This is a genomic window from Halococcus hamelinensis 100A6, assembly GCF_000336675.1.
Classification (GTDB): domain Archaea; phylum Halobacteriota; class Halobacteria; order Halobacteriales; family Halococcaceae; genus Halococcus; species Halococcus hamelinensis.
Genome location: NZ_AOMB01000025.1, coordinates 1 through 26,763, shown reverse-complemented (window position 1 = coordinate 26,763; position 26,763 = coordinate 1). Strand labels below are relative to the sequence as shown.

The following is a 26,763-nucleotide window of genomic DNA, read 5'->3' as shown; positions in this document are numbered from 1 at the left end:
GGGGTTGGGGGGCGGGCTCGGGAGGCGAACTGACCGATCGCTTTGTGAGGGCTTTTCCGATAGAACCCCGAACGGGGAGACATGACTGCCGCCGGTAAGCCGACCGACGCCGACGACCGACGGTGGTGCCACGACGCGCTCCAAGGTACGTCCCGAACGTTCGCCCTGACCGTGTCCGCGCTCGACGAACCGATGGCGACCGAGGTCTGCGTGAGCTACCTCCTCTGTCGGGTCGCCGACACCGTCGAGGACGCCGGCCACATCCCGGACGAGGATCAGGCCGAACTGCTCACGACTTACAGCCGCGCGCTCGACCCCGAGGACGCCACCGACATCGAAGCGTTCGTGGCGGCTGTCGAACCGTGGCTTCCGGCCGACCTCGACGACGACTGGACGGTGGTCGCCCGGGCCGACCGCGTCGTCAGGACCTTCGACGGGCTCGACGCGACGGCGAAGGCGGCGGTCCGCGACCCGATCCGTGAACTCGTCGACGGGATGGCGATGTTCGTCGAGCGCCACACCGAGACGGGCGGCATCCGTATCGAGAGCCTCGACGAACTCGAGGAGTACTGCTGGTACGTCGCGGGCACCGTCGGCACCCTCGTGACGAACCTCCTCGCGCGCGACGCCCCACCCGAGCGGGTCCGCCACCTCCGCGAACACGACCGCGCGTTCGGCCTCCTCCTCCAGTTGGTCAACGTCGCGAAGGACGTCACCGACGACTACCACGAGGAGAACAACGTCTACCTCCCGGCGGCGTGGCTCCGCGAGCACGGCGTCGACCAGGAACGAGTCTGTGCCGACGAGAACGTCACGGCCGTCGCGTCCGTCGTTCGTCGCGTCGCCGAGCACGCCACGGGCTACCTCGACGGCGCGCGCACCTACCTCGAAGCCACACCCGAGACCGGCGGCAACACCCTCGCGGCGTGGGCGGTGCCCTACCTCCTCGCGGTCGGCACGCTTCGGGAACTCACCGATCGGCCCGAGGACGTGATCCGCGAGGGCGGCGTGAAGGTCTCCCAAGCCGAGGTGTTCGCGATCGTCGAGCAGTTCGCCGAGGGCGTCGACCGTGAAGCCCTCTCGGCGCTCTCCGCGAAGGTGGCCAGACAGCCCTTCCACCGCACCGGATAGCGCGTTTCGAGGACCGGAGAGAGAGAGAGACCTGAATCGGTAGTCTAATCGCCGTTACTTTCTCCGGCGTGTTCGATCGGCGCGCTCGGCCGCCGCGACCGCTTCCTTCGCGATCCGAATCGTATCACGTCCCAGCGAGTCGCTTTCCGCTTCGGCGTCGAGGTCCGTGGGGGCGTACCAATCCCACGCCTCGGGACCCGGTTCGTCGTCACCGGCGGGGGCGATCTCGCGGTGAGGAACCCGCGCGAAGTAGACTTGGTCGATGTGCTGATGGTAGACGCCCTCGGGACCCACGTCGATGTCGTAGCATAGCTGGTAGCGCGGCGTCGGGAGCGCGCGACCGTCCGGCGCGTCGACCGCAGGGGCGTCGCCGAGCAGTTCGACCTCGTAGCCCGTCTCCTCGTAGACCTCCCGGATCGCGGTCTCGTGCGGGAGTTCGTCGCGGTCGACGTGTCCACCCGGTGGGATTCGGATCCCGAGTTTTGGGTGGTGGTGGAGCGCGGCCGCGCCGTCGTTGACGAGGTACACGGTGGCGGTGAAATGCCGGGTCGTCTCCATGGTTCGGGGACGACTGGTGGGGGTTTCGGTGTTGTGACCGCCGGCACTGGAAACCAGCTGGACGGGTTCGGACGGTGGAGGGTGGTCAGTCCTCAGTGGACGATACGGCTGTGTGGGTCGTGCTCACATCGGTGTCGTGACGGAGACACGCCGCACGCTGGGTGCCGTTGGAGTCTCGGAGGTCGGGGTGGCGATGCTCGCAGACCGTCTCGAACGCCGTGGCGAGGGTGTTCTCCGCGGCGTCGGGGTCGCCGGCGGTGATATCCCCGATCGCATCGGCGACCACCGATTCGGCCTCCGGGTCCGAGAGCGGTGTCGGTATCGAGAACTCCTCCCGGATGAACGCCGCCACTCGGTCGTCGGGGATGGCGTCGACGTCGGTCGCGTCACCCTCGGCGACGAGGACCTCCCGCATCGAGTCGGCATCCACCTGACGGTTCGCGAGCCGGATCCGGAACGTCATCACGCTTCGCCAGTGTTCCTGTTCGAACTCGTACTCCGCCGGCTGGATCACTGCCGGACACCGGGTGTGGAACCGACAGCCGGATGGGGGGTTCGACGGATTCGGGACGTCACCGGCGAGTTCGGTTCCCCGGCCACGCTTGCGCGGGTCGGGGTTCGGGATCGATGCGAGCAACGCCTGCGTGTAGGGATGCTGTGGATCCGAAAACACCGCGTCCGTCGAGCCGATCTCGACGATCTCGCCGAGATACATCACTGCGACTCGGTTGCAGACCTGCTGTATGACACTCATGTCGTGGCTAATGAAGAGGATACCGAGACCGAACTCCTGCTGGATGTCATCGATCAGGGTCAGGATCTCGGCCTGGAGACTCACGTCGAGTGCGCTCACGGGTTCGTCAGCCACGATGAGATCGGGGTTGAGAACCAGCGCGCGTGCGAGCGCGATACGCTGCTTCTGCCCGCCAGAGAACTCATGTGGATACCGGTCCGCGGCGGTCGCGTCCAGCCCAACCCGTTCGAGGGTGTTGCGGACGACCGCCCGACGGCGTTCTCGCGGTAGCCCGTGAACCCGAAGCGGTTCGGCCACCGACTCGCCGATCGTCATCCGGGGGTCGAAGCTCGAGTTCGGGTCCTGGAAGACCATCTGTGCCCGGCGACGGAACCGCTTCAGCTCGTCTTTGTCGCACGCCAACAGGTCGGTTCCGTCGAACTCGATCTCACCCTCGGTCGGCTCCTCGAACCGAAGCAGGGTCGTCGCGGCCGTCGATTTCCCGCAGCCTGATTCGCCAACCAACCCGAGAGTCTCACCGCGGTCGAGGTCGAAATCGATGCCGTCGACCGCACGTACCCGACCGACCTCCCGACGCAGGATTCCCTCGGTGATCGGATAGTGTTTCTTCAGCCCGCGAACCGAGAGGAGGTGGTCGGTCGTCATAGCTGGCCCCCGTCGGCGTAGCTCGGCCCGCGTGGACCGTCGTCCGCATCGCCATCGACGATCGCCGAAGCGTCGTATCCCGGCTGGTAGTAGATACACGAGACGACGTGGCCGTCGCGTTCGGTCGGCGTCAGCGGCAGCTGATCACCGCCCTTGCAGTCGTCGATGGCGTGCGGACACCGGGGATGGAACCGACAGCCGTCGGGTGGATTGGTCGCGCTCGGCAACGAGCCGCCGATGGTTCGTATCGATCCTCCCCGACCCGGAAGACAGCCGAACAGCGCGCGAGTGTAAGGATGGGATGGATGCTCGAAGACGTCGTACACGTCGCCTTGTTCCATTACCTTCCCGGCGTACATCACGATCACGCGGTCCGCGATCTCGGCGACGACGCTCAGGTCGTGCGTGATGAGCAGTATCGACATCCCGAAGTCCGCCTGGAGTTCGCGGAGCAGCCACAGGATCTGAGCCTGGATCGTGACGTCGAGCGCGGTCGTGGGCTCGTCGGCGATCAAGAGGTCCGGGTCCGACGCCAGTGCCATCGCGATCACGACGCGCTGTTTCATCCCGCCGGAGAACTGGTGGGGGTAGTCGTCGAACCGGGCGGGCGCGTCCGGGATCCCGACCCGGTCGAGGAGTTCGACCGCCCGCTCACGGGCGGCACGCTTCCCGAGGTCTCGGTGGAGCTGGATCGCCTCTACGATCTGCCAGCCGGCGGTGTAGACCGGATTCAGCGCATCCTGTGGGTTCTGGAAGACGTGTCCGATCCGGCCACCTCGGACCGACCTGAGCTGTGTATCGCTCATCCCGACGATGCTCTCGCCATCGAACCGGACGTCCCCGTCGGCTATCTCGCCCGGTGGAGACTGGATGAGTTTCGTTATCGACTCACTGGTGACGGTTTTTCCGGAGCCGCTTTCGCCGACGATACAGACCGTTTCCCCCCGTCCGACCTCGAAGCTCACGCCGTCGACAGCGTGAACGATGCCCTCGTCGGTGTGAAAGCGGGTCGTGAGGTTCTCGACGGTGAGGAGCGGTTCGTCGGTCATTCGGCGTTCTCCTGTCGGGGGTCAAGCGCGTCCCGAAGCGCGTCGCCAAGGAAGTTGAACGCCATGATCGTCGCGAAGAGGAAGAATCCGGGGATCGTCGAGATCCACCACGCGGTCGAGAGGTCACCCCGGCCCGCCGCGATGACCTGTCCCCACGAGGGGACCGTCGGGTCCGTCAGTCCGAGGAAGGAGTAGGCCGCCTCGGCGAGGATCAGTATCGGGATCCCGATCGTCGCCGCCGTGATGACGGTGTTCGAGACGTTGGGGACGAGGTGCCGGCGGATAGTGTAGACCGTACTCGCGCCAGCCCCCTCGGCCGCCCGGAAGTACTCCTCCTCGCGGCGCTGGAGCGCCTCGCTTCTGACGAGCCGTGCGATACCACCCCAGCCGAAAAAGCCGAAGATCCCGATGAGCAACAGAAGACTGCCGCCGAAGATATAGAGCAAGAGCAAGAACAGGATGAACTCGGGAAAGGAGATCTGGATGTCAACGTAGCGCATGAGGACCTCGTCGACGGTTCCGCCGAAGTACGCCGCGGTGGTGCCAACAATGGTTCCAGTGACGACGCGTATCAACATCCCGACCAGTCCGACCTCCATGCTGACGCGCATCCCGAAGACGATCATCTTGAAGATGTCCTTGCCCTCACCGGTCGTCCCCAGCGGGTGGGCCCACGTGCCCTGACACTGACCGCCCGAGACGCTCCCGACACAGCCCACTGGCACGTCCTGGGCGACGCTGAGGCCCATCGGCGGCTGGTAGGCGGCGATGACGTCGACTTCGGGTGGGCTGAGAACTATCGGACCGACGATACCGACCGCGAGCACGCACAGGAGGAAGACGAGGCTTACGACTGCCGCGGTGTTCTTCTTGAACTCCCGCCAGTAGTACCGCGTCATCCGGCGGTTGACCGCGAGCGGAACCACGGCGTAGAACAGGAGAACGATGAGCGTGAGGATGAACAGCCAGTCGGCACCGCCGACATCCCAGTCGAGAACCGGCAGCGGCTGGTCGCCAGCCATCGGATAGACGAGGTTGTACGCCACCAGCGCCAGATAGACGAGGAGCGTCGCCCCGAACGCGATCGTCCGGCGCGGCAGTGACCGCCGCTGGCCCTCGATAGCTTCCCAGTCGATGGTCTCGAATCGGTCGTCTGTTGGGGATGAGTCGGTTGCCATTATCGGTCACTGAAATCTATCCGCGGGTCGAGAACGGTGTACGCGAGGTCCTGTAGCAGGTTTCCGATCACACCTATCGCCACGAAGATGAAGGTCGTCCCGAGCACCAGGGCGGTGTCCTGCTGCTCGATCGCGTCGAAGACCAGCCGACCGAGTCCGGGGATACCGAACACCACTTCGACTAGCACCGACGAACTGACGAGCAGGGCGAGAACGTCCCCGACGAGGATCGTCGACAACGGGACGAGTGCCGCGCGAAAGATGTGTCGGTACGTGATCCGCCGTGAACTCGCGCCCTTCGCGCGGGCGGTCTTGACGAACGTCGCACCGACGTATTCGAGCGACTCCGCACGACCGTACCGCATCTGTGTCGCTATCGCGCCCGTCGTGAGGACCACCACTGGGAGAACGAGCTGTCTAATGTTGGCTATCGAGAACGTCGACAGGTTCGGATCGAACAGGATCGGGAACCAGCCGAGCGTGACGCTGAAGACCAACAACAGAACGATCCCGAACCAGAAGTTCGGGATGCTGATGCCGAAGAACGCGAAGAGCGTCGCGGCGTAGTCGGATTTGGTGTACTGGTGGGTCGCCGAATACAACCCGATAGCCATTCCGAGGACGGTCGAGAGTATCACGGAAGGGACGCTGTACATCAGCGTATAGGGATACGCATCGAGCAGCGCCGCCGTGACCGGTTGTGACCTCGTATCGGACCACCCCCAGTGACCGGTGGCGACGTTGCCGACGTAGTTGGCGTAACGTTGCCAAACGGGTTGGTCAAGACCGCGGCGCTGTCTATACGCCGCGGCGGCCGACTGGGCGTCCCCACCCGACTGGGTCGCCTGAAACTTCGCCTGTGCGAGACCAGGGTCCGGCGAGACCTGTAGCAGCGCGAACGTCACGCTCACGATGATGAACGCGACCACGAATGCCCAGCCGACCCGCCGGGCGACGTACCACGCCATGCTCACCACTGACCACCTCGCACCGATGTTGGGTGTTGAGAGTTCAAGCGTGCTCCGTCATTGCTGCGGCTTGAAGTCCCACGTCCAGCTGTCCCAGTTGGCGAGGTAGGGGCTCTCGCCGTTCTTTGGCCCCTGCACCTTACTCTGATAGCCGTAGATGTCGGACCCCATGCTCACGAAGTTGTAGGGCTGTTCCTTGCTGAGCTCCCCGAAGATCTCCGCGTAGGTCCGCTGGCGTTTTTTCTCGTTCGTGGCCGTCGAAGCTTCGTTATACAGCGATTCGAAGTCGGCCTCCGGATAGTAGCCAACGTAGTTCGCGGTTCCCTTCTTCTCGAAGAACGCGCTCGTGTTCGATGGCGTGAGCGGGTACGTGTTGAGGATGACACCGACGGACATATCCCAGGACTCGGGACTGACGGATTCGTCGCGGCCGCCGCCGTTGGAGCCGCTCACGTTCCACTTCGGCTCGCCGTTCCCCTGATAACTGTTGGAGAGATATTTGTTTATCAACGTGTTGAACTTCACCGGGTTGATGCTGACGTCGATCCCGATCTCGCCGTAGGCCTGCCCGAGATACTGCGCGAACGTCTTCACCGTGTCGCTCGATGTGGTGATCACAAGCGAGAGCGAGACCTCGCCGTCCGGCCCGGTGAGGGTGTCGCCGTCGTAGCCGTACTCGGTCCCCGAAAGCGCATTTTCGAGCTTGGTACGGGCTTTCTCCGGACTGTAGCGCTTTCCGACACCGGTTTCGAGGACCTGTGAATCGTCGTACCACTCCGACCACTGGGGTTGGAATGTGTGCGCCACCTCCGAGTAGCCACGGAAGATGTTCTCCACGACGCTCTTCTTGTCGACCGCGTACGACAGCGCCCGCCGAACCGACTGCTTTCGGAAGGGCTTCCAGCCGTTCTTGCGTTGATTGTAGAATATCATCGTCAGATACGGCTGTTTTATCTGCTGGACGGTGATGCCGTCCATGTTCTGGAACTGCTCGACCTTCGCTGCCGCGATACCCGATTCGGTGACTCCGCCCGATTTGAGCGCCGAAAGACGGGTGCTCTGCTCGGGGATGACCTTGTACGTGTACTTGTCGAAATACGGTACGTTCTTCCACGCTTCGGGAACGTCGCTGGCGTCGCGGAGGTAGTAGTTCTCGTTCCGGGTGGCGACGAACTCCGATTCCCGGTTGAGGTGGTCGAACGTATACGGTCCGAGGTTGCCGGAGTAGCCGACCTGTTGGACATCGGTGTCCTTTTTCAGACCCTCTGTGTCCTGATTCGGGACGTACTGGTTCAGGAGTTTCTTCGGCATACACCACGCGCCCTGGAGGTTCGGTCGGAGGAGGTACGACGGGTCCGGATCCTGGAGCTTGATGTCGAATTTGAGCTTCCCTCGTTTCTCGACCGGGATCGGGTTTCCGTCGGCGGTCAGCCAGTAGCTCTGATTCGTATAGCCCGACCAGTTCGAATTCGCCTGAAAGACGTTCTTGATCTGGTAGATCCAGTCCTCGGCGGTCATCTGTCCGTAGTTGCCGCCCCATTCGAGATTGTCCCGGAGCGTGACGGTGTAGGTCTGGTCGTCCTGGGTCGAGATATCCTTCGCCAGCAGCGGGAACACCTCCTTGTCCTGGGTGACGGTGTAGAGAAAATCGAGCATCAGCCGGATCCGATTGGCGGTCGGCTGGTCGTCGACCTGAAGCCAGTTCAGGGTCGTGATCCCGGTCTGGTCCCCGACGATGTAATTGCCGCCGACGGACCGCTTGCCGGAACGGGTGTCCTCGTTCGATCCGGCGGACGTCCCCCCGGCTGAACCGTTCGACGACCCACCGCTGCCGTTACCGCCGCTGTTGTTTCCGCCGCCACTACTCCCGCTCGAACAGCCAGCGAGACCGACCATACCACCGAGACCAAGGGCTTTCAGAAGATGTCGGCGGCGGGGTGAAGTAACAGAGGACGGTACGTCAGTATCGCGCTCTTTGCGACCCGATGGCATGTTTTAGAGACAACAACCAAATCTATATATAATTTATGGGTTCGTTGGTGTATTTTGAAATCGATATCTTTGTCTACAATAGACCACAAGTATATCTGAGATCTAGCTCTATTCACCCAATATTTCAAGACAAATCGAATTCATAATGCTAGATAGGGCTGTTCCCACACGACCCGGATCGAACTAGAATTCCGTGCTCGAAAACACCATTCGAAACGCTTAGTGGTCGCGCTCGCCGTCGTCGGGTATGAGCGAAACGGCGGTCGACCCCGAGGCGGTCGAGCACGTCGCCGAGCTCGCACGGGTGGACCTCACGCCCGACGAGCGCGAGCGGTTCGCGGCGCAGTTCGCCGAGATCCTCGACTCCTTCGAGGCGCTCGACGAGGTGCCCGCGGTCGAGGGCGAGCCCGACCTCGTGAACGTCCTCCGGACCGACGAGGTGAGCGAGGGACTCACCCAGGAGGAAGCCCTCAGCAACGCGCCGGCGACCGAGGACGGCTACTTCGAGGGGCCGCCGGTCGGATGAGCCACGACGCGTTCATCACCAAAGAGACGATCGAGTCCGAGGAATCTGGAGTACTCGACGGTCGGCAAGTTGCAGTGAAGGACAACATCAGCACTCGGGGAGTGAAGACGACGTGCGGGTCGGCGATGCTCGCCGACTACGTGCCGCCCTACGACGCCACCGTCGTCGAGTGGCTGAAGGGAGCGGGAGCGACCGTCGTCGGCAAGACCAACATGGACGAGTTCGGGATGGGGACCACCACGGAGACCTCCCACTTCGGGCCGACGACGAACCCCGTGGACGAGGAACGGGTTCCCGGTGGCTCCTCGGGCGGGAGCGCCGCGGCGGTGGCGGCAGGCGAGGCCGACCTCGCGCTCGGCTCCGACACGGGTGGGTCGGTCCGGTGTCCCGCCGCGTTCTGCGGGGTGGTCGGGATCAAGCCGACCTACGGGCTGGTCTCGCGCTACGGGCTAGTCGCCTACGCCAACAGTCTCGAACAGATCGGGCCGCTCGCGCCCACGGTCGAGGAAGCCGCCGAACTCCTCGACGTGATCGCGGGTCCGGACCCGCACGACGCGACGACCCGAGAAGAGGGCGAAGGCACCGACTACGCGGCGGCCGCCGACGGCGACGTCGACGGGATGACGATCGGCGTGCTCTCGGAGCTCGTCTCGGGAGCCGACGAGGGCGTGGCCGCGGCCTTCGAGGAGACCATCGCGGACCTCGAAGCTCAGGGGGCGGAGGTCCGCGAGGTGAGCCTCGACTCGCTCGCCCACGCCGTCCAGGCCTACTACGTCATCGCGATGTCGGAGGCCTCCTCGAACCTCGCGCGGTTCGACGGGGTTCGGTACGGGGTTTCGGGCGCGTCGGACGAGGGTGGCTACGACGGTAACTGGAACGACGCGTTCGCACGCTCGCGCGAGGCGGGCTTCGGGCCCGAGGTCAAACGCCGGGTCCTCCTGGGAACCTACGCGCTCTCGGCGGGCTACCACGACAAGTACTACAAGAAGGCCCAGGACGCCCGCGCGTGGATCAAGCGGGACTTCGACGACGCGCTCACCGAGGCCGACGTGTTGGCCTCGCCGACGATGCCCGTTCTCCCGCCGAAACTCGGCGAAAGCCTCGACGACCCGCTCCAGCTCTACCTGATGGACGCGAACACCGTTCCCGTCAACCTCGCCGACCTCCCCGCGATATCGGTCCCCGCGGGCACGGCCGAGGGCCTGCCGGTCGGGGCGCAGTTCGTCGGTCCGGCGTTCGGCGAGGAAACGGTCATCCGGGCGGCGAGCGCGGTCGAATAGCTGACCGAGGCGTTCTGTGTAGACAGTAGCGGGGATTCGTGTGCTACTGTGGTGGCAGGAAACGGTTATTTACACGTGAGTGATGAGTGGTGGATGAAAGATGGATCCGAAGGAGAAGCGCGAGGTGTACGAGGTAGCGCGTCGGGCGGTGCGTGACGAGGTGCGCGCGATGATCGCTGACTTCGTGGCGATAGCGATCGGGAGCGCACTGTTGGTCGTGGGCCTGTTGGGGATCCTCGACACGGCGATCCAGGGATCGCTGCTCAGCCTCCAGGGTGGTGTCAGTCTGTTCCTCGCGCTGTTGGGTCTCGGGATGGTCGCCGTCACCTGGCGCTGGGACCGCTGGCTCCGAGGGCATCTCCCGACCGGAAACACGACCCAGCGATAGGGGTTCGCGGATGCTCGGCGGCGGCCGAGCGGTCGCGGTGCGGCTGCGGCGGTACGGTCGCGGTGCGATCGGCGGTTGCGGTCCTGGCGGATGAAGGGCGAGCGAGTGAAACGAGCGAGGGCTTCGGCGGCGTGGTTGCGGTGCGGATGCGGGAAGTCAGGGATTGTACCGCGAGTGAGGCCAAGCCGAACGAGCGGGCGCGAGGGTGACCAACGGGAACCCGACGCGCTTTTGATCCACATTTTGCCAGGGAGCGAACGAAGTGAGCGACCGCAGCAAAAGGTGGGTCCGGAAGGAACAAGTCGCTGGCTTCGTTCTGTCGAACCATGTTTGGAGGAGGCGGCGGCATGAACCCGCGGAAGCTCCAGCAGATGATGAAACAGATGGGGATCGACATCGAGGAGATCGATGCCGAGGAGATCGTGATCCGGACCCCCGACGAGGAACTCGTCTTCACGGACGCCGAGGTCCAGCGGATGGACGCCCAGGGCCAGGCGACCTACACCATCACCGGCGAGCCCGAGTCCAGGGACGCGGGGGCCGGTGCCGGTTCGGACGAGGCGATCCCGGTCGGCGACGGCACCGAGTCGAGCGGTGCGGACGACACCGGCGGCATCCCGGACGCCGACGTCGAGATCGTCGCCCAGCGCACCGGCGCGACCGAGGAGACCGCGCGCGAAGCCCTCGAGGCCGAGGACGGCGACCTCGCGGCGGCGGTCTCGCGGCTGGAGTGACCGCCGTCCTGTTGGTCGGCGAGGGTCGTGAGTACCTTCGCGAACCGGGCGAGCGCCTCGAAACCGACCTCGGCTATCTCGACGTTCCCGAGGACATCGGGACGGGGGACACCGTCGAGACCCACCTCGGAACCGAGTTCCGGGTGCGTGGACTCCGGGGCCCCGACCTCTTCGAGCACTTCGAGCGCACCGGCGCGCCGATGCTCCCACGCGATATCGGGCTCTTGATGGGTCATACCGGCGTTTCGGCGGGCGATCGGGTGCTGGATATCGGGACCGGCACCGGCGTGCTCGCGGCCTGTCTCGGGCGGGCGGGTGCCTCGGTCGTGAGCTACGAGCGCGACCCCGGGTTCGCCGACGTCGCGCGCGAGAACATGGCGCTCGCGGGCGTCGATGGGGTGGAGAACGAGTACGGCACCGTCGAGGTCAGGACCGGCGACGGCCTCGACGACCTCGATGCACACTCGGGGTTCGACCTCGTGACGCTCGACACCGGCGACGCGTCGGCGATCGTCGAGCACGTCCCCGACCTGCTGGTTCGGGGCGGCTTCCTCGCGGTCTACTCGCCGTTCATCGAGAGCGTTCGCGAGACCGTCGAGACGGCGCGCGAGGTCGGACTCGACCCCGAGACCTACGAGACGATCCAACGCGAGATGGACGTCGGCGAGCGCGGGACGCGCCCCTCGACTGCCGGCGTCGGCCACACCGGCTACCTCGTCTTCGCACGGGCGTAGCGCTACTCGACCGCCCTCACGAGGTCGAGGAGGTCGCCGCGATACTCGCGGGGGTCGGTGGGGGCTTCTTCGTCGACCGCCGCGAGCAGCTCGTCGAAGCCCCGTGTCGGATACGCGCCGCCGGCGAGGCGAAAGGTCCCTCTTCGAACCCAGACCCCGATCCAGCCCTCGATATCGAGGTCGTAACGCTCCTTCCACTCGACCGCGTAGCGTGCGGTGTACTTCGTGAGGCGGAGGCGCTCGCCCGACCGTGTTCGAGTCCGCTGCGTTCGGCCACGGTCCACGTTCCGAAACCCGCGGTCCCGGAGGTCGCTCGTGAACGTACGCCGTGCCTCCATCGTGACCGTGGGCAGGATGGCTGCGGGACCGATGCCGGGCGCGAGCGGCGGTCGGAAGTCGAGCTGGGTGGCGAAGAAGAACCGCCAGGGCGCATCGAGGTCGCCGTCGGTCGCCTCGCGAAGCCGCGCCCGAAGCTCTCCGTCCTCGTAGAGTACGGTCGTGCCGACCACGCGTATCGTCGAGAGACCGAACAGCGTCTCGGTGGTCGTCTCGGCGTGCGCCCAGCCGCCAGCCTCGAGACGTTCGGTCGGGAGGTCCGGCGTTTCGTCGGGGTCAACCATAGTCGCAGTCGGCTCCCGGTAGTGATGAGTCATCGCCCTCCGCGACCGAATCGCTGGTATGGCGACACGCCGCGAGAGACCTCAGAAGCTATCGATGACCGGGATGCCCATCGTGCCGAAGTCGCTCATCGCCTCTAGCTGGTCGGAGACGTCGTCGAGCGAGACGGTCCCGGAGACCACGGCGCTGGGGTCGAGCTTGCCGTCGCCGACCATCCTGAAGATCTCGTCGTAGTCCGTCGGCGGCATCCCGAGCGAGCCGATGAACTCGATCTCCTGCATCACCATCAGGTCCGTCGGGAGTTCGACCATGCCCCCCTCGTCCTGGGTCGAGAGCCCCACCTGGATGTGCTGGCCGTGGGTCGCGAGGCTCAGCACGGAGTTCCGACAGGTGGTGGCGATCCCGAGCGCGTCGACGGAGACCGCCGCACCGCCGTTCGTGATGGCTTTGACCTCGCCCGGAACGTCTTCGACTTCGCTCGCGTTCACCGTCTCGCTCGCGCCGAGTTCGGTCGCTTTGTCGAGTTTCTCGTCCTCGAGGTCGACGGCGACCACGTTGCCGCCGAGCGCGCTCGCGATGTGGACCGCCGAGAGCCCGACGCCACCGCAGCCGTGGACCGCGACCCAGTCGCCGCCGCCGACGTCGGCCCGATGGGCGAGCGCGTGGAACGAGGTCATGAACCGGCAGCCGAGACCCGCCATATCGACTGGCGAGACGCCGTCCGGAAGCTGAACGGCGTTCTGGTCCGCGGTCGGTACCCGGAGCTGTTCGGCGAACGCGCCCGGTACGGACTCGACGAAGCCCAGTGGCCGAACGTTCTCACAGACGTTGCCGTGGCCGGTGCGACACTGCGGGCAGGTGCCATCGCCCAGGTTGAACGGCACCGTCACCTGGTCGCCCTCGGCGACGTTCTCGACCTCGTCGCCGACCGCGACGACCGTGCCCGCGGGTTCGTGGCCGAGGATCTGGCCCGGCTGGGGCTGGATGCCGAGCCAGTCCCAGTCGCCCTGCCAGCCGTGCCAGTCGCTCCGGCAGATCCCACAGGCGTCGAGCTCCACTACCGCACCCTCCGGACCCGGATCCGGCGCGTCCACGTCACGAATATCGAGCGGTTCACCGTACTCTTCGAGGACAGCTGCTCGCATAGTGCATCCCTTCACGGGCTACGTCCATAATCGTTCCGTACAGATGGGGGCTCGCGGACGGTCCTCCCGAGTGTAGTTACCGTCGTTCACGTTCGGCAGGAAGATACTTTTCGCTGGAAACCCACTCCCGTGTATGGCGTTCCAGCTATCGGGCGAGCACGAGGCGATCCGGAAGGCGGTCCGGGAGTTCGCCGCAGAGGAGATCGTTCCCGTCGCGCGCGAACACGACGAGTCCGGCGAGTACCCCGAGGAGCTCCGGCGCGAGGCCGCGAAGTACGACTTCGTCGCACCGAACATCCCCGAGGAGTACGGCGGCGCGGGGATGGACAAGCTCTCGACCACCCTCGTCACGGAGGAGCTCTGGCGCGCCGACCCCGGCATCGGGAGTGCGGTGGGGTCGGCGGGCTTCGGGAGCGATATGGTCATCGAGTACGGCGACGAGTGGATGAAGGAGGAGTGGCTCCCGCGGATCGCGGGCGGTGACTCGGCCTCCGCGAGCGCGATCTCCGAACCCGCCCACGGCTCGGACGTCGCGGGGATGGAGACGACCGCCGAGAAGGAGGGCGACGAGTGGGTCATCGACGGCAACAAGATGTGGATCACCAACGGCTCGGTGGCCGACGTCGCCGTCGTGATGGCGAAGACCGACCCCGGTGCGGGCCATCGGGGGATCACGGCGTTCCTCGTCCCCACCGAGACGGACGGGTTCGTCCCCGAGAAGATAACCAACAAGCTCGGCATTCGAGCCTCGGACCTCGCGGAGGTCCGGCTCGAAGGGGTTCGGGTCCCCGAGGAGAACGTCATCGGCGAGGTCAACCAGGGCTTCTACCAGCTGATGGACTTCTTCGCCTCCGGGCGCACCAGCGTCGCGGCCCAGGCGGTCGGCGCGGGGCAGGGCGCGCTCGACGCCGCCCGCGAGTACGCGACCGAGCGCGAGCAGTTCGACCAACCCATCTCGGAGTTCCAGGCCATCCAGCACAAACTCGCCGAGATGGCGACGAACGTCGAGGCCGCGCGGTCGCTGACCTACCGCGCCGCGAGCGCGGTCGGGGACGGTTCGGACGACGCGGTGCGTTTCGCGAGCATGGCCAAGCTCTTCGCGAGCGAGCACGCCGTCGACGTCGCCGACGAGGCGCTCCAGGTCTTCGGCGGCGCGGGCTACGTCTCCGACCACCCCGCCGAACGCTACTACCGCGACGCCCGGATCACCAAGATCTACGAGGGCACCTCCGAGATCCAGAAGAACATCATCGCCGACCGGATACTATGAACCACGAGGACTGGGCGGCCGAACAGGAGACGACGACCGTGACGGTCGACGACCACGACCTCCCGGTGGCGTATCGCGACGACGGCCCGGAATCGGGTGCCGCCGACGAACCCCCAGTCGTCTTCCTACACGGGATTCCCACCTGGTCGTTCCTCTGGCGCGATATCGCGCCCGCGGTCGCCGAGGATCGTCGGGTGATCGTCCCCGACCTGCTCGGCTACGGCAACTCCGCGATGGCCGACGGGTTCGACCGGTCGATCCGCGCCCAGGAGGCGATGCTCGACGAGCTGTTCGCTGACCTCGGTCTCGATAGGGTCTCGCTGGTCTCCCACGACATCGGCGGCGGGGTCGCGCTCCGGTACGCCGCCCACCACCCCGACCGAGTGGACGAGCTCGTTTGCTCGAACGCGGTCTGTTATGACTCCTGGCCCGTCGAGTTCATCTCGAACCTGGGGTTGCCGAAGACCACCGACACGAGCTTCGACGACCTCGAAGAACACGTCGGGGGCGTGTTCTCGCAGGGAACCCACGACGATGCGGACCCCGAGTTCGTCGAGGGAATGCTCGCGCCGTGGCTCACCGAGGCGGGACGGACCTCGCTCGCGCGGTGTGCGGTGGCGACCAACACGAACCACACCACCGAGATCGACTACGATGCGATCACGGCGGACGTGCTCTGTCTCTGGGGTGCGGACGACGTCCTGCAGTCGCTGGCGTACGCCGAACGGCTCGCCGCCGACACGGGTGGGGAGGTGGTCGCGCTCGACGAGGCCTATCACTGGGTGATGGAGGACCGGACCGATGGCTATATGACGGCGCTCCGGGAGTTCCTCGATAGGTAATCGATGAGCGACGACACCCCGGAATGGGAGTTCTCCGAGCGCGACGTCACGATCCTGCGCGAGCTCGCCCGGGACCCGCAGGTCTCCTCGCGCCAGCTCACCGGCGTGCTCGCCGAGAAGTACGACATCGACGTCTCGCACGTCACCGTGAGCGAGTCGATCCGCCGGATGCGCGAGGCGGGCGTCTTCCGCGAGGCGATCATCCCGAACGAGGAGTTCTTCATCTTCGGACTGTTCGAGTTCAAGTTCAACGGCGAGCGGTTCGCCGAGGGCTGGCGGCCCGCGATGGAGTACATCCGCGACTCGCCGAACACCCTGTTTTACTTCCTCTCGGACGGCGAGTACCAGTGGAAGACGGTGATGATGTTCCCGACCCGCGAGGCCGAATCCCGCTGGATCCACGAGTTCTACAAGGCGCACGGCGGCGTGGTCTCGAACATCCGGAACTCGGTGGTGACGAACGTCCTGAAGTTCGGGACCGACCCCGAGCTCCTCGAAAGCCTCGGGGAGTGAAGGCCGGACGCGAATAGCGGGGACTTTTGCGGGGGAGGACGTGGTTCGGGTATGAACGTCGGAATCGTCGGCTCGGGCCCCGCCACGGACGCGGTCCGGGCGGCGCTCGGCGACGCGGCGACCGTGGCGGAAACCGAAGCGAGCGACGTCGGCGAGGTCGACCTCGCCCTCGTCGCGGACACCGCGGGCGCGGCGGCCTTCAGCGAGACGAACGCGGTCGCGCTGGCGAGCGAAACCCCGTGGCTCGCGGTCGAGCTGGGTGGGCTCGCCGGCCGCGGGGTGTGTACGGCCGCGGTCTCCGGGTTCGCCCCCGGTACGGCCTGCTATACCTGCCTGTGTACCCGCGTCGAGGCGAACATCGAGGGGACCGCGGGCGACCCCGACGAGGTCGACGACGCGACCGCGTGGCTCGCGGGTGCGCGAGCGGGCTACGAGGCGCGCCGGCTCGTCGAGGGCGAGGAGTCGGCGGTGCTCGGCGGCGTGGTCGAGATCCCCCACGCCGAACGTCGGCTGCTGGCGGTGCCGAACTGCGAGTGTGAGGGGGAGGGAAGTAGGGGAGGTGCTCTCGACCGTAACTACGAGGAACGAGACCTCGACGCGGCGCTCGGGCGTGCCGAGCGGGCGCTCGACCGGCGGACGGGGATCGTTCGCGAGGTCGGGGAGGTCGCCTCGTTCCCCGCACCGTACTACCTCGCGCGGGCCGGCGAGACTGCGGGGTTCAGCGAGGCCAGCGCCGCGAGCGAGGCCGCCGGGGTCGCCGTCGGCTGGGACGAGGCGCTGATGAAGGCGCTCGGGGAGGCGCTCGAACGCTACAGCGCCGGGGTCTACCGCGACTCGTCGTTCGTTCGGGGCACACCGGACGAGGTCGAGAACTCGGTGCCGCCGTCGTCGTTCGTGCTCCCCGAGGAGGTCGACGCCGATCCAGACGACTCGATCCCGTGGGTCGAAGGCGAGCGGCTCTCGACGGGCGAGACGGTGCGCCTGCCGGCGGAGTTCGTGACCTTCCCGCCGCCCGAGCGCCGTCACGGGCCGTCGATCACGACGGGATTGGGGCTCGGGAGTTCCGGTGCGGAAGCGCTGTGTTCGGGGCTCTACGAGGTCATCGAGCGCGACGCCGCGATGGTGTCGTGGTACTCGTCGTTCGAGCCGCTCGGGGTGGCCGTCGACGCCGAACCGTTCGCGACGCTGGCCGCGCGGGCGCGCTCCGAGGACCTGACGGTGCGTGCGGCGCTGATCACCCAGGACGTCGACGTGCCGGTGGTGGCGGTCGGCGTGGGACGTGGGGAGTGGCCCCAGCTCGCGGTCGGGTCGGCGGCGGACTTCGACCCCGAGGCGGCGGCGGGGGCGGCGCTCGCGGAGGCGCTCCAGAACTGGATGGAGCTCCGCGCGATGGGGCCCGAGGAGGCCGACGCGGCGGGCGGTGCGGTGGGGCGCTACGCCGCCGAACCCGGCGATGCGGCGGCCTTCTTCGACGTCGACGGTCGGATCCCGGCGGCGAGCGCCGGCCCCGAGACGGTACCCGCGGGCGAGGACGAACTCGAAATGCTGCTCGAACGAATCGAGGACGCTGGCCTCGACGCCTACGCTGCACGGCTCACCCCGAGGGACGTCGAATCGCTTGGTTTCGAGGCGGTGCGGGTGCTGGTGCCCGAGGCACAACCGCTGTTCACCGACGAGCCGTACTTCGGCGAGCGCGCCCGCGAGGTTCCCGAGGAGATGGGCTTCGAAGCGGATCTCGACCACGAGTTCCACCCGTATCCGTAGCATTCAGCCGCACGACGGCTGCGGTGCGGCCAGCGGTCGCGGTGCGGCTGCGGCGCTGGCGCTGCGGCCGCGGGACGGTTGCGGTGCGGCCGCAGTGTGGCTGACGGTTGTGGTGCTCTCCTGGTGGATGAAGGGCGAGCCGCGCGAGCGAGGCCGCAAGCCGAGCGAGAAGCGAACGAAGTGAGCGCGCGGCGAGGGCTTCGGCTGTGCTGTGCGGTTGCGGAAGTCGTCAGTGGTTGTACCGCGAGCGACCAGCGGGAGCGAGCGGGCCGACGACTGACCGCAGTTCTCGCGAGCCGGAGGCGAGCGAGAGCACGGAAGAGCGGAGCTCTTCCGGTGGGAAGGAGGAGGCTTTTGATCCACATTTTGCCAGCGTCATCAGAACTGCTTCGCAGTTCTGATTGGCACACAAAATCGCGNTTTTGATCCACATTTTGCCAGCGTCATCAGAACTGCTTCGCAGTTCTGATTGGCACACAAAATCGCGGAGCGATTTTGGGACGAGTGAGCGAAGCGAACGAGCGCAGCAAAAGGTGGGTTCTAGATCCCGAAGGTCGCCCGGAGCATATCCCGCGTACCGGGGCCGAGCCCGACGACGATGATGGCGAGCATCAGGAGGTAGGCGTAGCGCGGGCTGTCCTCGAAGATCGCCTCCTCGAACAGCCAGATCACGCCGACCGAGAGTGCGATCTTCACCACGAGGAACGGCCAGGAGTCGCCGATGACCAGGATGACGGAGTGGGGAACGACGAGTTCGGTGAAGCCCACGATAAGCGCGTTCACGGGGTGTTTCGCGGTGTACTCGAACGGGAGGCCGATGGCGTTCCACCAGTCGGAGGCGATGACGTTCGCGACGCCGTCGATGCCCTGGGCCCAGAGGATCGCGAGGCCGATGGTGCCCGTCCCGGCGTTGAGCGCGGGCGCGAGGCGGTCGATGGCGAGGTAGACCCCGACGGCGATGGCCGAGGCGATCCCGAGGGTCGCGACCAGCATCTGGGGGTAGAAGTCCAGGTACTCGGTCGTCGCCGCGAGGTAGCCGAGATAGCCGACGGTGACCGCGAGCGCGAGGCTCCCGAAGCCCGCGAGCGCGTCCTCGTACCGCCCGACGATGCCACGGCGTGCGAGCCGCAGACTGACGAGCAACGCCGCGAGGGTGACGACGAAGACGGTGACGTAGATCACCGGGCTGATGATCAGGGCGCTGGCGGGGTAGTCGATCCCGACCGCCACGCTCGCGGGCATGACGTCGGCGGCATCCTCGACGGTCCGGAGCGCGCCGCCGAAGAGGACGAACGGGATCAGCGCGAACACGACGCGCCGGTCGGTGCCGATACCGAGCCGGCGCACGAGCAGGAGGATCCCGGCGAGCATGAACAGGAGGACGAGCGCGTAGCCCGCCTCCGAGACGAAGGTGTAGCCGGGTTCGGCGACGGTGAACCCCCGGCTGGCCGCGACTTGGCAGGCGTCCGCGGTCCCGAGCCGCTCGACCATCCCGTTCGCCCGGATCGCACAGACCGCGTTGTGGGCGTCGGCGTCGATCGGCCCCCAGAAATACTGCCAGACGAAGTTCGTGTAGACGGCTTTCGGGAACGCGAGCGACGCGCCCGCGATGGCCACAACGCCGACGACCGCCGCCGCGAGCCACGTTCTGACGGGATCCGTTCGGTCAGCGATGGCGGCCATGAACGTCCGTAGCTCACGAACGCCGCGTCTTTAGTCCGTCGAATCCCCGCCACGCGCTCGGGTTTCGAGCCGGTCGCGCCGCTCGGGTTCGGTTCGAAGTTTGCGAGGGCAAGACGCTCCATCTTGCCCGCACTTTCGTGCCGGATGGCACGCAGTGCGAGGGACAGGATTTGAACCCGTGGACCTCTACAGGAGCGGAGCTTGAATCCGCCGCCGTTTCCAGACTTGGCTACCCTCGCACGCAGTGTCGAATCGGCCGGGATCGGGGTAAAACGTTGCGATCACTCGGCTCGGTCGGTGGTTCGTATCCGTATCGCGTCACTCAATAAGGTGGGACGAGTAGAGCGGGTAGATGCGAATCGAGCAGCTGGGCGACGGCGAGCCCGAGATCGCCGTCGTCGGCGGGATACACGGCGACGAGCCATGCGGCGTGCGCGCGGTCGAACACCTCCTCGAAGCCGACCCCGAGGTGAAACGACCGGTCAAGTGTATCGTCGCGAACGAGGAGGCGCTCGCGGCGGGGACCCGCTATCTCGACGCCGACCTCAACCGGGTCTTCCCTGGGGACCCCGACAGCGACGCCCACGAGAAACGCCTCGCGGCGGAGCTCCTGACCGAACTCAAGGGCTGTGTCAGCCTCTCGATGCACTCGACGCAGTCCTACACCGAGCCGTTTGCGGTGATCGACGAGAACGCGACGTTCGCGAAATCCGTCTGTCCGTCGCTCTCGCTCGACGCGGTGGTCGACGCCAGCGACTTCATCGACGGCCGGCTCATCAGACACGCCGAGGTCCTCGAAGTCGAGTGCGGCTATCAGGGCTCGGAGCGGGCCGCGAAGAACGCCGTCACGCTCACCGAGGAGTTCCTCACCGCCGTGGGGGCGCTCGACGGGGAGCGGTCGCCGCCGCGCGAGCTCCCGCTCTATCGACTCACGCGTCTGGTCCCGAAGGAAGCCGCCGACGACTACGGGGTGCCCGCGACCAACTTCGAGCGGGTCGCAGCGGGCGAGACCTACGCCAGCATCGACGGCGAGGAGCTCGTCGCCAACGAACCCTTCTATCCCGTGTTGATGTCGCCGTACGGCTACGAGAACGAGTTCGGCTACGCCGCGGAGCTGGTGGGAAAGCTCGGCGGGAACGTCGAATCGAGCCCCGGCCAGTCGACCAACGCCGACTGAGTCACGACGGCCGGCGGCTCACCCCGTCGGTGGGGCGAACTCCACCAGCGTGAGCTCGCGGTCGAGGTGACAGTAGTCGTGGGGCGGGTCGCCGATGACCTCCTGGATGCGGTACTCGGTCTCGAAGTCGGCACCCGCGGGTTCGCAGTACGGGTGGCTCGGACAGCCGGTGTGCGGGCACGGCCCTTCGAGGTGGGCCTTGCTCCCGGCGTAGGCGCTCTTGGGCGAGACGTTCGCCATCACGGAGGCGGGCTCGACCTCGACCGCGCGCACGCCGGTGTCGTGAACGCCGCATTCGAGGGTCTGGGCGTTCTCGCGAACGCTCGTGACGCGGTACTTCGTCCCCGTCGAGAGGTTGAGACACTGCTCGCGATAGGGACAGCCCTCGCACGCGCTGGCCTCGCCGCGATAGACGAACTCGGTGCCGGGTTCCGCGAGACGGGTGCCGATGAGGGTGATCTGTGACATACCGGCGGTATGTACCGGGTCCGAATAAGAACACGGCTTGTCGGAGCGGCTACCCGCCGCCGGTGAGGGCGTCGAGTTCGTCGAGATACGCCTCGCGCGGGACCTGGTAGAGGCCGCGATAGTCGACCTCGCCGGCGGCGAAGCGCTCGGCGAGCGCTACCGCACCCGCAACAGCCTCGGGGCGGGTGTCGTAGGTCTCGGCCTCGCGTTCGACCTCGGGTTCGAGGAAGAGCGTGACGTACCACGTGTTCGCGGTCCCGGGGGCGCGCTGGCGACCCGGGCGGCGCGACCGCCGACCGCGCGTGAGGTAGATCGTCGGGAGACACGCCGCGTCGAACGCGTTCGTGTCGAACACGTCGGGCCGATAGACCAGCACACACCGGTCGTCGGCCTCGTTCCAGACCGCCCAGTCCTCGGGAAGCGTCTCGAAGTCACCCATGCTGTCGTTCGGTGACGACCCGGCAAGTCGTTCCCGGTCGTGGATGCACCGCGCCCTGAACTTTCGGCGGGTTTTCTCGGAGGAGAGCCGCTCGTCGCCGAAATTGGGACAACAGTTATATGCTCCAAACCACTCCCTCTTAGTAGTATTGGTGGGTCCCTCTACCATGCTACGTCGTCCCGAGGCGCTCCGCGGTGGTCCCCGAAACCAGTCAAGGGGTGCGTCGTCGGCCGTGCTGAATGACACGTGTGAGCACATAACGCTGGATCGGCCGCCCTCGGAAGCGACCGGTGGGCGTCGTCCGATCCCTCGATCGAACGGATAAGACAATGTCAGGCGAAACCAACACGCTCGAAGCACTCAGCGAGGAGTACCGGGCATCGATACCGACCGACCTCCGGACGACCCAGACCTTCCAGTGGTATCTCGACACGGTCCGCGAGGAGCCGCCGATCGCGCGCAACGCCCATCAACGCGTCGCGGATATGTTCGATTTCTACGGCACGGAGTACGACGAGGACACCGGGATCGTCGAGTACCACCTCGCAACCGAGGATCCGCTGAGCGGTGGCGAGAACACCTTCTTCGGTCGCGAGATCCACGAGTCGATCCACGAGTTCGTCAACAAGGCGAAATCCGGGGCCCGCGGGCTGGGCCCCGAACGCCGGATCAAGCTCCTGCTCGGCCCCGTCGGGTCGGGTAAATCCGACTTCGACCGGCAGGTCCGGCGCTACTTCGAGGATTACACCCTCCGCGAGGAGGGCCGGATGTACACCTTCCGGTGGACCAACCTGTGTGACGTGATCGCCGACCAGGACCCCGCCGACGACGTGGTCCGGAGCCCGATGAACCAGGATCCCCTCGTCCTCTTGCCGCTCGACCAGCGAAACCGGGTGGTAGCCGAGCTGAACGAGCGGATCGACGCACCCTACACGATCGAGAACGAGCAGGCGCTCGACCCCGCCAGCGAGTTCTACATGGACCGGTTGTTGGCCTACTACGACGACGACCTCCAGCAGGTGCTCGAAAACCACATCGAGGTGGTCCGGCTGACCGCCGACGAGAACAAACGTCAGGCGGTCGAGACCTTCGAGCCGAAGGACAAGAAGAACCAGGACGAGACCGAACTGACCGGTGACGTCAACTACTCGAAGATCGCCGTCTACGGCGAGTCGGACCCCCGCGCCTTCGACTACTCGGGCGCGTTCTGTAATGCGAATCGTGGTATCTTCTCCGGTGAGGAACTCCTCAAACTCCAGCGCGAGTTCCTCTACGACTTCCTGCACGCGACCCAGGAGATGACCATCAAGCCGAAGAACAACCCCCGGATGGACATCGACCAGGTGATCGTGGGGCGGACCAACATGCCCGAGTACAAGGAGAAGAAGGGCGACGAGAAGATGGAGGCGTTCAACGACCGTACGAAGCGGATCGACTTCCCCTACGTGCTCCAGTACGAGGAGGAGGCCAACATCTACCGGAAGATGCTCCAGAACGCCGACGTGCCCGACGTCCACGTCGAACCACACACCCTCGAGATGGCGGGGCTGTTCGGGGTGCTCACCAGAATAGAGGAGCCCGACTCCGGTACCGTGGACGTCCTCCAGAAGGCGAAGGCCTACAACGGCGAGATCGACGAGGTTGACGACGTCGACGTCAAGAAGCTCCGTGAGGAGGCCGCGGGGACCGCCGAGATCGGCGAGGGGATGGAGGGGGTCTCGCCACGGTTCATCGGCGACGAGATCGCCGAGGCCATCATGGACTCGATGCACAGAAGCCGGGGGTTCCTCTCGGCGCTGACGACGTTCAACCACCTGGAGGGCAACCTCGAGAACCACGGCTCGATCGCCGAGGACCTCTTCGAGACCTACTACCGCTACCTCGAACGCGTTCGCGAGGAGTACCGCGAGCGAGCGATCGAGGACGTCCGGCACGCGCTGGCCTACGACCTCGACGAGATCCAGCGCCAGGGCGAGAAGTACATGGACCACGTCATGGCCTACATCGACGACGACACCGTGGAGGACGAACTCACCGGGCGTGAACAGGGCCCCGACGAGACGTTCCTCCGTTCGGTGGAGGAGAAACTCGACCTGCCCGAGGATCGGAAGGACGACTTCCGTCAGGAGGTCTCGAACTGGGTGTCGCGGCGAGCGCGCGAGGGCGACACGTTCAACCCGCAGGACAACGACCGCCTCCGGCGGGCCCTGGAGCGAAAACTCTGGGAGGACAAGAAGCACAACATCAACTTCTCGGCGCTGGTGTCGTCGGGCGAGATGGACGACGAGGAGCGGAGCGCGTGGATCGACGCCCTCCGCGAACAGGGCTACTCCGAGGGTGGCGCGAAGGAGGTGCTCGAGTTCGCCGGGGCCGAGGTCGCGAAAGCAGAGATGGAGGGCTGATGAGCGACCGCCAGCCGGCCGGCGAGTCGTTCGTCGGGGCCGCCGACCGGGCGCTCAGGGCGACCTACGAGGAGCCGATGAGCCTCGCGGAGTACGTCGACGCGGCGCTCGCCGACCCCGCGATCGCCGCCCACGCCTCGAAGTACCTCGTGACGGCGATCGAATCGATGGGCACGCGAACCGTGATCGAGGAGGGCGAGGAGCGCGAGCGCTATCGCTTCTTCGACGACCCGCACAACGACGGCGAGCACGCCATTCTGGGCAATACGCGAGTCCTCAACGCGTTCGTCGACGACCTCCGGTCGATCGCGGCCCGCCGCGGCAAGGACGAGAAGATAATCTGGCTCGCGGGGCCCACGGCCACCGGAAAGTCCGAACTCAAGCGGTGTCTGATCAACGGCCTCCGTGAGTTCTCGAAGACCGACGCGGGCCGGCGCTACACCGTCGAGTGGAACGTCGCGGGCGTCGGCGGCGGTGGCGGGCTGACCTACGGCAACGAGTACCGCGACGACGAGGACGACTGGTATCAGAGCCCCGTGCAGTCGAGCCCTCTCACGGTGTTCCCGGCGGCGGTCCGAGCGGAAGTCGTCGAGGCGCTCAACGCACGGCTCGACGACCACATCCCGGTCGTGGCCGAGGGTCGTCTCGACCCGTTCTGCCGGGAGGCCTACGACTACCTCGAAGAGCAGTACCGCCGCGAAGGGGCCCGTGACCTGTTCTCGGCCGTGACCGACCGCCGCCACCTCCGGGTGAAGAACTACGTGGTGGACGTGGGCCAGGGCATCGGCGTGCTCCACTCGGAGGACGACGGCAGCCCCAAGGAACGGCTGGTCGGCTCGTGGATGGCGGGGATGGTGCGCGAGCTCGACTCGCGCGGCCGGAAGAACCCCCAGGCGTTCTCCTACGACGGCGTCCTCAGCCAGGGCAACGGCCTGCTCACGATCGTCGAGGACGCCGCCCAGCACGCCGACCTCCTCCGGAAACTCCTCAACGTGCCGGACGAGGGCTCCGTAAAGTTGGACAAGGGGATCGGGATGGACATCGATACCCAGTTGGTCATCATCTCGAACCCCGACCTCGAAGCCCAGTTGAATCAGCACGCAGAACGCAACGCGGGCGACCCGCTGAAGGCGCTGAAGCGCCGGCTCGATAGGAGAGAATTCGACTACCTCACCAACGTCTCGCTCGAAGCCGAGCTCATCCGGCGCGAGCTCACGAACGAGACGGCGGTCTGGGACTTCGACGAACGGGAGCTCGACGAGACGATCCGCGAGGCGGTGACGATGTCGGTCGGCGAGGGTGCCGGGGGAGCCGCGACGGAGATCGAACTCGCGCCCCACACCGTCGCGGCGGCGGCGCTCTACAGCGTGGTCACCCGCCTCGACGCCGAGACCCTCCCGGGCGGTCTCGACCTCGTGGACAAGGCGCTGCTGTTCGACCAGGGCTACCTCCAGCGTGGCGACGAGCGGGTCGAGCGCGAGGCGTTCTCGTTCCCCGACGAGAGCACCGACGGGGACAGCGGGATCCCCGTGACCTTCACCCGGGACACCATCGCGGACCTGCTCTACGCCGACCGCGACCGCAAGCATCCCGACCTGCCCGTGGAGAACGTCGTAATGCCACAGGACGTGCTCGACGCGATGGCCGAGGGGCTCGCGGAGGCCCCCGTCTTCTCGACCACCGAGCGCGGCGAGTTCGAGGGCCGGGTGGTGGCCGTGAAGAACCAGGTGTTCGACCGCCAGGAGGACGACGTGCTCGGCGCGATGATGTACGACAAGCAGGTCGACGAGGCCACCGTCGCGGAGTACGTCGAGCACGTCTACGCCTGGGCCACCGACGACACCGTGGAGAACGACCGCGGCGAGGTCGTCGGGCCGGACCCGCTGGTGATGAAGGTCTTCGAGACCGAGCACCTCGGCCGGTTCGGCCCCGAGAGCTACGACGGCAACCACCCCTCGCCCGCGGTCCGGGAGTTCCGCACCGAGAAGATCATCACCGCGATGAACAGACACGCCTGGCACAGCCGCGACGACGAGTTCCGGGCGAGCGACGTCGCGCTCACCGAGATCCCCGTGGTCGACGCGGTGCTCGGGAGCTACGACTGGTCTGACGTCCGGCGGACCTACGAGGACTTCGACCCGCGGCAGTGGCAGGACCCGCCGACGGGCACCGAAACGGCGAGCCTGAAAGCGGAGACCATCGCGACGATGGTCGCGGAGTTCGGCTACACCGAGGCGTCGGCCGAGCTCACGAGCCGGCACGTCATGGGCCAGGTGAGCTACCGATGGGACTGAGGGACGACCTCGATAGATATCGTGAGGTCGGCGAGGAGCGCCGCCAGGACCTCGCGGAGTTCATCCAGTACGGCGACCTCGGCGGGAGCCGTCCGGATTCGGTGCGGGTCCCGGTGAAGATCATCGACCTGCCGGGGTTCGAGTACGACCGGCGCGACGCGGGCGGGGTGGGCCAGGGCGACGGCGACACCCCACCTGTCTCTTATACACA

The 26,763-nt window shown here is 66.3% G+C and carries 25 protein-coding genes and 1 tRNA gene; 14 read left to right on the top strand and 12 right to left on the bottom strand.

Features of this window, described 5'->3' with window-relative positions; genetic code table 11:
- The first annotated feature begins 81 nt into the window (after positions 1–81).
- A complete protein-coding gene (locus C447_RS08825; RefSeq protein ID WP_007693036.1) occupies positions 82–1,131 on the top strand; it encodes a phytoene/squalene synthase family protein in 1,050 nt (349 codons plus the stop codon).
- Positions 1,132–1,185: 54 nt separating this feature from the next.
- Here C447_RS08825 and C447_RS08820 read toward each other — a convergent pair whose 3' ends face one another.
- From C447_RS08820 to C447_RS08795, 6 genes are all read right to left on the bottom strand, one after another.
- Positions 1,186–1,689 (bottom strand): NUDIX hydrolase, encoded by a 504-nt coding sequence (locus C447_RS08820; RefSeq protein WP_007693031.1) that lies wholly within the window; start codon positions 1,687–1,689, stop codon positions 1,186–1,188.
- Between the two features lie 85 nt (positions 1,690–1,774).
- Positions 1,775–3,088, bottom strand: coding sequence for an ABC transporter ATP-binding protein (locus C447_RS08815; protein ID WP_007693030.1), 1,314 nt, complete (start codon positions 3,086–3,088; stop codon positions 1,775–1,777).
- A complete protein-coding gene (locus tag C447_RS08810) occupies positions 3,085–4,137 on the bottom strand; it encodes an ABC transporter ATP-binding protein (protein ID WP_007693029.1) in 1,053 nt (350 codons plus the stop codon). Before C447_RS08810 ends, C447_RS08815 begins: the two co-directional genes overlap by 4 nt.
- On the bottom strand, positions 4,134–5,315 hold the full coding sequence (locus tag C447_RS08805; RefSeq protein ID WP_007693028.1) for an ABC transporter permease: 1,182 nt from the start codon (positions 5,313–5,315) through the stop codon (positions 4,134–4,136). Before C447_RS08805 ends, C447_RS08810 begins: the two co-directional genes overlap by 4 nt.
- On the bottom strand, positions 5,315–6,283 hold the full coding sequence (locus C447_RS08800) for an ABC transporter permease (RefSeq protein ID WP_007693027.1): 969 nt from the start codon (positions 6,281–6,283) through the stop codon (positions 5,315–5,317). The genes C447_RS08805 and C447_RS08800 overlap by 1 nt, the downstream gene beginning before the upstream one ends.
- A gap of 57 nt (positions 6,284–6,340) precedes the next feature.
- Positions 6,341–8,179, bottom strand: a complete 1,839-nt coding sequence (locus C447_RS08795; protein WP_007693026.1) for an ABC transporter substrate-binding protein — start codon at positions 8,177–8,179, stop codon at positions 6,341–6,343.
- Between the two features lie 343 nt (positions 8,180–8,522).
- Between C447_RS08795 and gatC the strand changes: the two genes are divergently transcribed.
- The 5 genes from gatC to C447_RS08770 all read left to right on the top strand — a co-directional run bounded on the left by gatC (position 8,523) and on the right by C447_RS08770 (position 11,937).
- Positions 8,523–8,801, top strand: a complete 279-nt coding sequence (gene gatC / locus C447_RS08790) for an Asp-tRNA(Asn)/Glu-tRNA(Gln) amidotransferase subunit GatC (protein ID WP_007693024.1) — start codon at positions 8,523–8,525, stop codon at positions 8,799–8,801.
- Positions 8,798–10,081: an Asp-tRNA(Asn)/Glu-tRNA(Gln) amidotransferase subunit GatA gene (gene gatA, locus C447_RS08785; protein WP_007693022.1), complete on the top strand. Its 1,284-nt coding sequence runs from the start codon at positions 8,798–8,800 to the stop codon at positions 10,079–10,081. Before gatC ends, gatA begins: the two co-directional genes overlap by 4 nt.
- A 100-nt stretch (positions 10,082–10,181) precedes the next feature.
- Positions 10,182–10,469 (top strand): hypothetical protein, encoded by a 288-nt coding sequence (locus C447_RS08780; RefSeq protein ID WP_007693021.1) that lies wholly within the window; start codon positions 10,182–10,184, stop codon positions 10,467–10,469.
- Between the two features lie 326 nt (positions 10,470–10,795).
- Entirely contained in the window at positions 10,796–11,203 is a 408-nt protein-coding gene (locus C447_RS08775) for a nascent polypeptide-associated complex protein (protein ID WP_079254989.1), read from the top strand.
- Positions 11,200–11,937 (top strand): 50S ribosomal protein L11 methyltransferase, encoded by a 738-nt coding sequence (locus C447_RS08770; RefSeq protein ID WP_007693017.1) that lies wholly within the window; start codon positions 11,200–11,202, stop codon positions 11,935–11,937. The genes C447_RS08775 and C447_RS08770 overlap by 4 nt, the downstream gene beginning before the upstream one ends.
- Positions 11,938–11,939: 2 nt before the next feature.
- On the opposite strand, the gene C447_RS08765 is transcribed toward C447_RS08770, so the two are convergent.
- Together C447_RS08765 and C447_RS08760 are read right to left on the bottom strand one after the other, a co-directional pair.
- Positions 11,940–12,557 carry a hypothetical protein gene (locus C447_RS08765; protein ID WP_007693014.1) on the bottom strand — a complete coding sequence of 206 codons (618 nt, stop codon included), beginning with the start codon at positions 12,555–12,557 and terminating at the stop codon, positions 11,940–11,942.
- A gap of 81 nt (positions 12,558–12,638) precedes the next feature.
- On the bottom strand, positions 12,639–13,700 hold the full coding sequence (locus C447_RS08760) for a zinc-dependent alcohol dehydrogenase family protein (protein ID WP_007693012.1): 1,062 nt from the start codon (positions 13,698–13,700) through the stop codon (positions 12,639–12,641).
- A 133-nt stretch (positions 13,701–13,833) separates the two neighbouring features.
- Between C447_RS08760 and C447_RS08755 the strand changes: the two genes are divergently transcribed.
- From C447_RS08755 to C447_RS08740, 4 genes are read left to right on the top strand one after another with little or no spacing between them, the layout of a single operon-like run.
- On the top strand, positions 13,834–14,970 hold the full coding sequence (locus C447_RS08755) for an acyl-CoA dehydrogenase family protein (protein WP_007693010.1): 1,137 nt from the start codon (positions 13,834–13,836) through the stop codon (positions 14,968–14,970).
- Positions 14,967–15,812 carry an alpha/beta fold hydrolase gene (locus C447_RS08750; RefSeq protein ID WP_007693008.1) on the top strand — a complete coding sequence of 282 codons (846 nt, stop codon included), beginning with the start codon at positions 14,967–14,969 and terminating at the stop codon, positions 15,810–15,812. The genes C447_RS08755 and C447_RS08750 overlap by 4 nt, the downstream gene beginning before the upstream one ends.
- A gap of 3 nt (positions 15,813–15,815) precedes the next feature.
- A complete protein-coding gene (locus tag C447_RS08745) occupies positions 15,816–16,325 on the top strand; it encodes an Lrp/AsnC family transcriptional regulator (RefSeq protein WP_007693002.1) in 510 nt (169 codons plus the stop codon).
- Positions 16,326–16,376: 51 nt separating this feature from the next.
- A complete protein-coding gene (locus tag C447_RS08740; RefSeq protein WP_007693001.1) occupies positions 16,377–18,089 on the top strand; it encodes a YcaO-like family protein in 1,713 nt (570 codons plus the stop codon).
- Between the two features lie 540 nt (positions 18,090–18,629).
- Here the strand turns inward: C447_RS08740 and C447_RS08735 are convergent.
- The gene (locus tag C447_RS08735) at positions 18,630–19,772 is read right to left on the bottom strand and encodes a DUF63 family protein (protein WP_007693000.1); all 1,143 of its coding nucleotides are present in this window, start codon (positions 19,770–19,772) and stop codon (positions 18,630–18,632) included.
- Positions 19,773–19,927: 155 nt separating this feature from the next.
- A tRNA-Leu gene (locus C447_RS08730) sits at positions 19,928–20,011 on the bottom strand.
- A gap of 113 nt (positions 20,012–20,124) precedes the next feature.
- Between C447_RS08730 and C447_RS08725 the strand changes: the two genes are divergently transcribed.
- Positions 20,125–20,949, top strand: coding sequence for a M14 family metallopeptidase (locus C447_RS08725; RefSeq protein ID WP_007692999.1), 825 nt, complete (start codon positions 20,125–20,127; stop codon positions 20,947–20,949).
- Positions 20,950–20,967: 18 nt separating this feature from the next.
- Here C447_RS08725 and C447_RS08720 read toward each other — a convergent pair whose 3' ends face one another.
- Together C447_RS08720 and C447_RS08715 are read right to left on the bottom strand one after the other, a co-directional pair.
- Positions 20,968–21,417, bottom strand: a complete 450-nt coding sequence (locus C447_RS08720; protein WP_007692998.1) for a UPF0179 family protein — start codon at positions 21,415–21,417, stop codon at positions 20,968–20,970.
- Positions 21,418–21,466: 49 nt separating this feature from the next.
- A complete protein-coding gene (locus tag C447_RS08715; protein WP_007692996.1) occupies positions 21,467–21,856 on the bottom strand; it encodes a DUF5820 family protein in 390 nt (129 codons plus the stop codon).
- 329 nt (positions 21,857–22,185) lie between these two features.
- Between C447_RS08715 and C447_RS08710 the strand changes: the two genes are divergently transcribed.
- The 3 genes from C447_RS08710 to C447_RS08700 all read left to right on the top strand — a co-directional run.
- Complete coding sequence (locus tag C447_RS08710; RefSeq protein ID WP_007692995.1) at positions 22,186–24,258, top strand: PrkA family serine protein kinase; 2,073 nt, start codon at positions 22,186–22,188, stop codon at positions 24,256–24,258.
- Positions 24,258–26,552 (top strand): PrkA family serine protein kinase, encoded by a 2,295-nt coding sequence (locus tag C447_RS08705; RefSeq protein WP_007692994.1) that lies wholly within the window; start codon positions 24,258–24,260, stop codon positions 26,550–26,552. Before C447_RS08710 ends, C447_RS08705 begins: the two co-directional genes overlap by 1 nt.
- The coding region (locus C447_RS08700; RefSeq protein ID WP_007692993.1) for a DUF444 family protein at positions 26,543–26,763 on the top strand (221 nt) is incomplete at its 3' end. The genes C447_RS08705 and C447_RS08700, both read left to right, overlap by 10 nt.

What these genes read in the sequence shown, in the direction of transcription:
- C447_RS08825 (WP_007693036.1), top strand. Translation starts at nt 82, where the DNA reads ATGACTGCCGCCGGTAAGCCGACCGACGCCGACGACCGACGGTGGTGC.
- C447_RS08820 (WP_007693031.1), bottom strand. Translation starts at nt 1,689, where the DNA reads ATGGAGACGACCCGGCATTTCACCGCCACCGTGTACCTCGTCAACGAC.
- C447_RS08815 (WP_007693030.1), bottom strand. Translation starts at nt 3,088, where the DNA reads ATGACGACCGACCACCTCCTCTCGGTTCGCGGGCTGAAGAAACACTAT.
- C447_RS08810 (WP_007693029.1), bottom strand. Translation starts at nt 4,137, where the DNA reads ATGACCGACGAACCGCTCCTCACCGTCGAGAACCTCACGACCCGCTTT.
- C447_RS08805 (WP_007693028.1), bottom strand. Translation starts at nt 5,315, where the DNA reads ATGGCAACCGACTCATCCCCAACAGACGACCGATTCGAGACCATCGAC.
- C447_RS08800 (WP_007693027.1), bottom strand. Translation starts at nt 6,283, where the DNA reads ATGGCGTGGTACGTCGCCCGGCGGGTCGGCTGGGCATTCGTGGTCGCG.
- C447_RS08795 (WP_007693026.1), bottom strand. Translation starts at nt 8,179, where the DNA reads ATGGTCGGTCTCGCTGGCTGTTCGAGCGGGAGTAGTGGCGGCGGAAAC.
- gatC (WP_007693024.1), top strand. Translation starts at nt 8,523, where the DNA reads ATGAGCGAAACGGCGGTCGACCCCGAGGCGGTCGAGCACGTCGCCGAG.
- gatA (WP_007693022.1), top strand. Translation starts at nt 8,798, where the DNA reads ATGAGCCACGACGCGTTCATCACCAAAGAGACGATCGAGTCCGAGGAA.
- C447_RS08780 (WP_007693021.1), top strand. Translation starts at nt 10,182, where the DNA reads ATGGATCCGAAGGAGAAGCGCGAGGTGTACGAGGTAGCGCGTCGGGCG.
- C447_RS08775 (WP_079254989.1), top strand. Translation starts at nt 10,796, where the DNA reads ATGTTTGGAGGAGGCGGCGGCATGAACCCGCGGAAGCTCCAGCAGATG.
- C447_RS08765 (WP_007693014.1), bottom strand. Translation starts at nt 12,557, where the DNA reads ATGGTTGACCCCGACGAAACGCCGGACCTCCCGACCGAACGTCTCGAG.
- C447_RS08760 (WP_007693012.1), bottom strand. Translation starts at nt 13,700, where the DNA reads ATGCGAGCAGCTGTCCTCGAAGAGTACGGTGAACCGCTCGATATTCGT.
- C447_RS08755 (WP_007693010.1), top strand. Translation starts at nt 13,834, where the DNA reads ATGGCGTTCCAGCTATCGGGCGAGCACGAGGCGATCCGGAAGGCGGTC.
- C447_RS08750 (WP_007693008.1), top strand. Translation starts at nt 14,967, where the DNA reads ATGAACCACGAGGACTGGGCGGCCGAACAGGAGACGACGACCGTGACG.
- C447_RS08745 (WP_007693002.1), top strand. Translation starts at nt 15,816, where the DNA reads ATGAGCGACGACACCCCGGAATGGGAGTTCTCCGAGCGCGACGTCACG.
- C447_RS08740 (WP_007693001.1), top strand. Translation starts at nt 16,377, where the DNA reads ATGAACGTCGGAATCGTCGGCTCGGGCCCCGCCACGGACGCGGTCCGG.
- C447_RS08735 (WP_007693000.1), bottom strand. Translation starts at nt 19,772, where the DNA reads ATGGCCGCCATCGCTGACCGAACGGATCCCGTCAGAACGTGGCTCGCG.
- C447_RS08725 (WP_007692999.1), top strand. Translation starts at nt 20,125, where the DNA reads ATGCGAATCGAGCAGCTGGGCGACGGCGAGCCCGAGATCGCCGTCGTC.
- C447_RS08720 (WP_007692998.1), bottom strand. Translation starts at nt 21,417, where the DNA reads ATGTCACAGATCACCCTCATCGGCACCCGTCTCGCGGAACCCGGCACC.
- C447_RS08715 (WP_007692996.1), bottom strand. Translation starts at nt 21,856, where the DNA reads ATGGGTGACTTCGAGACGCTTCCCGAGGACTGGGCGGTCTGGAACGAG.
- C447_RS08710 (WP_007692995.1), top strand. Translation starts at nt 22,186, where the DNA reads ATGTCAGGCGAAACCAACACGCTCGAAGCACTCAGCGAGGAGTACCGG.
- C447_RS08705 (WP_007692994.1), top strand. Translation starts at nt 24,258, where the DNA reads ATGAGCGACCGCCAGCCGGCCGGCGAGTCGTTCGTCGGGGCCGCCGAC.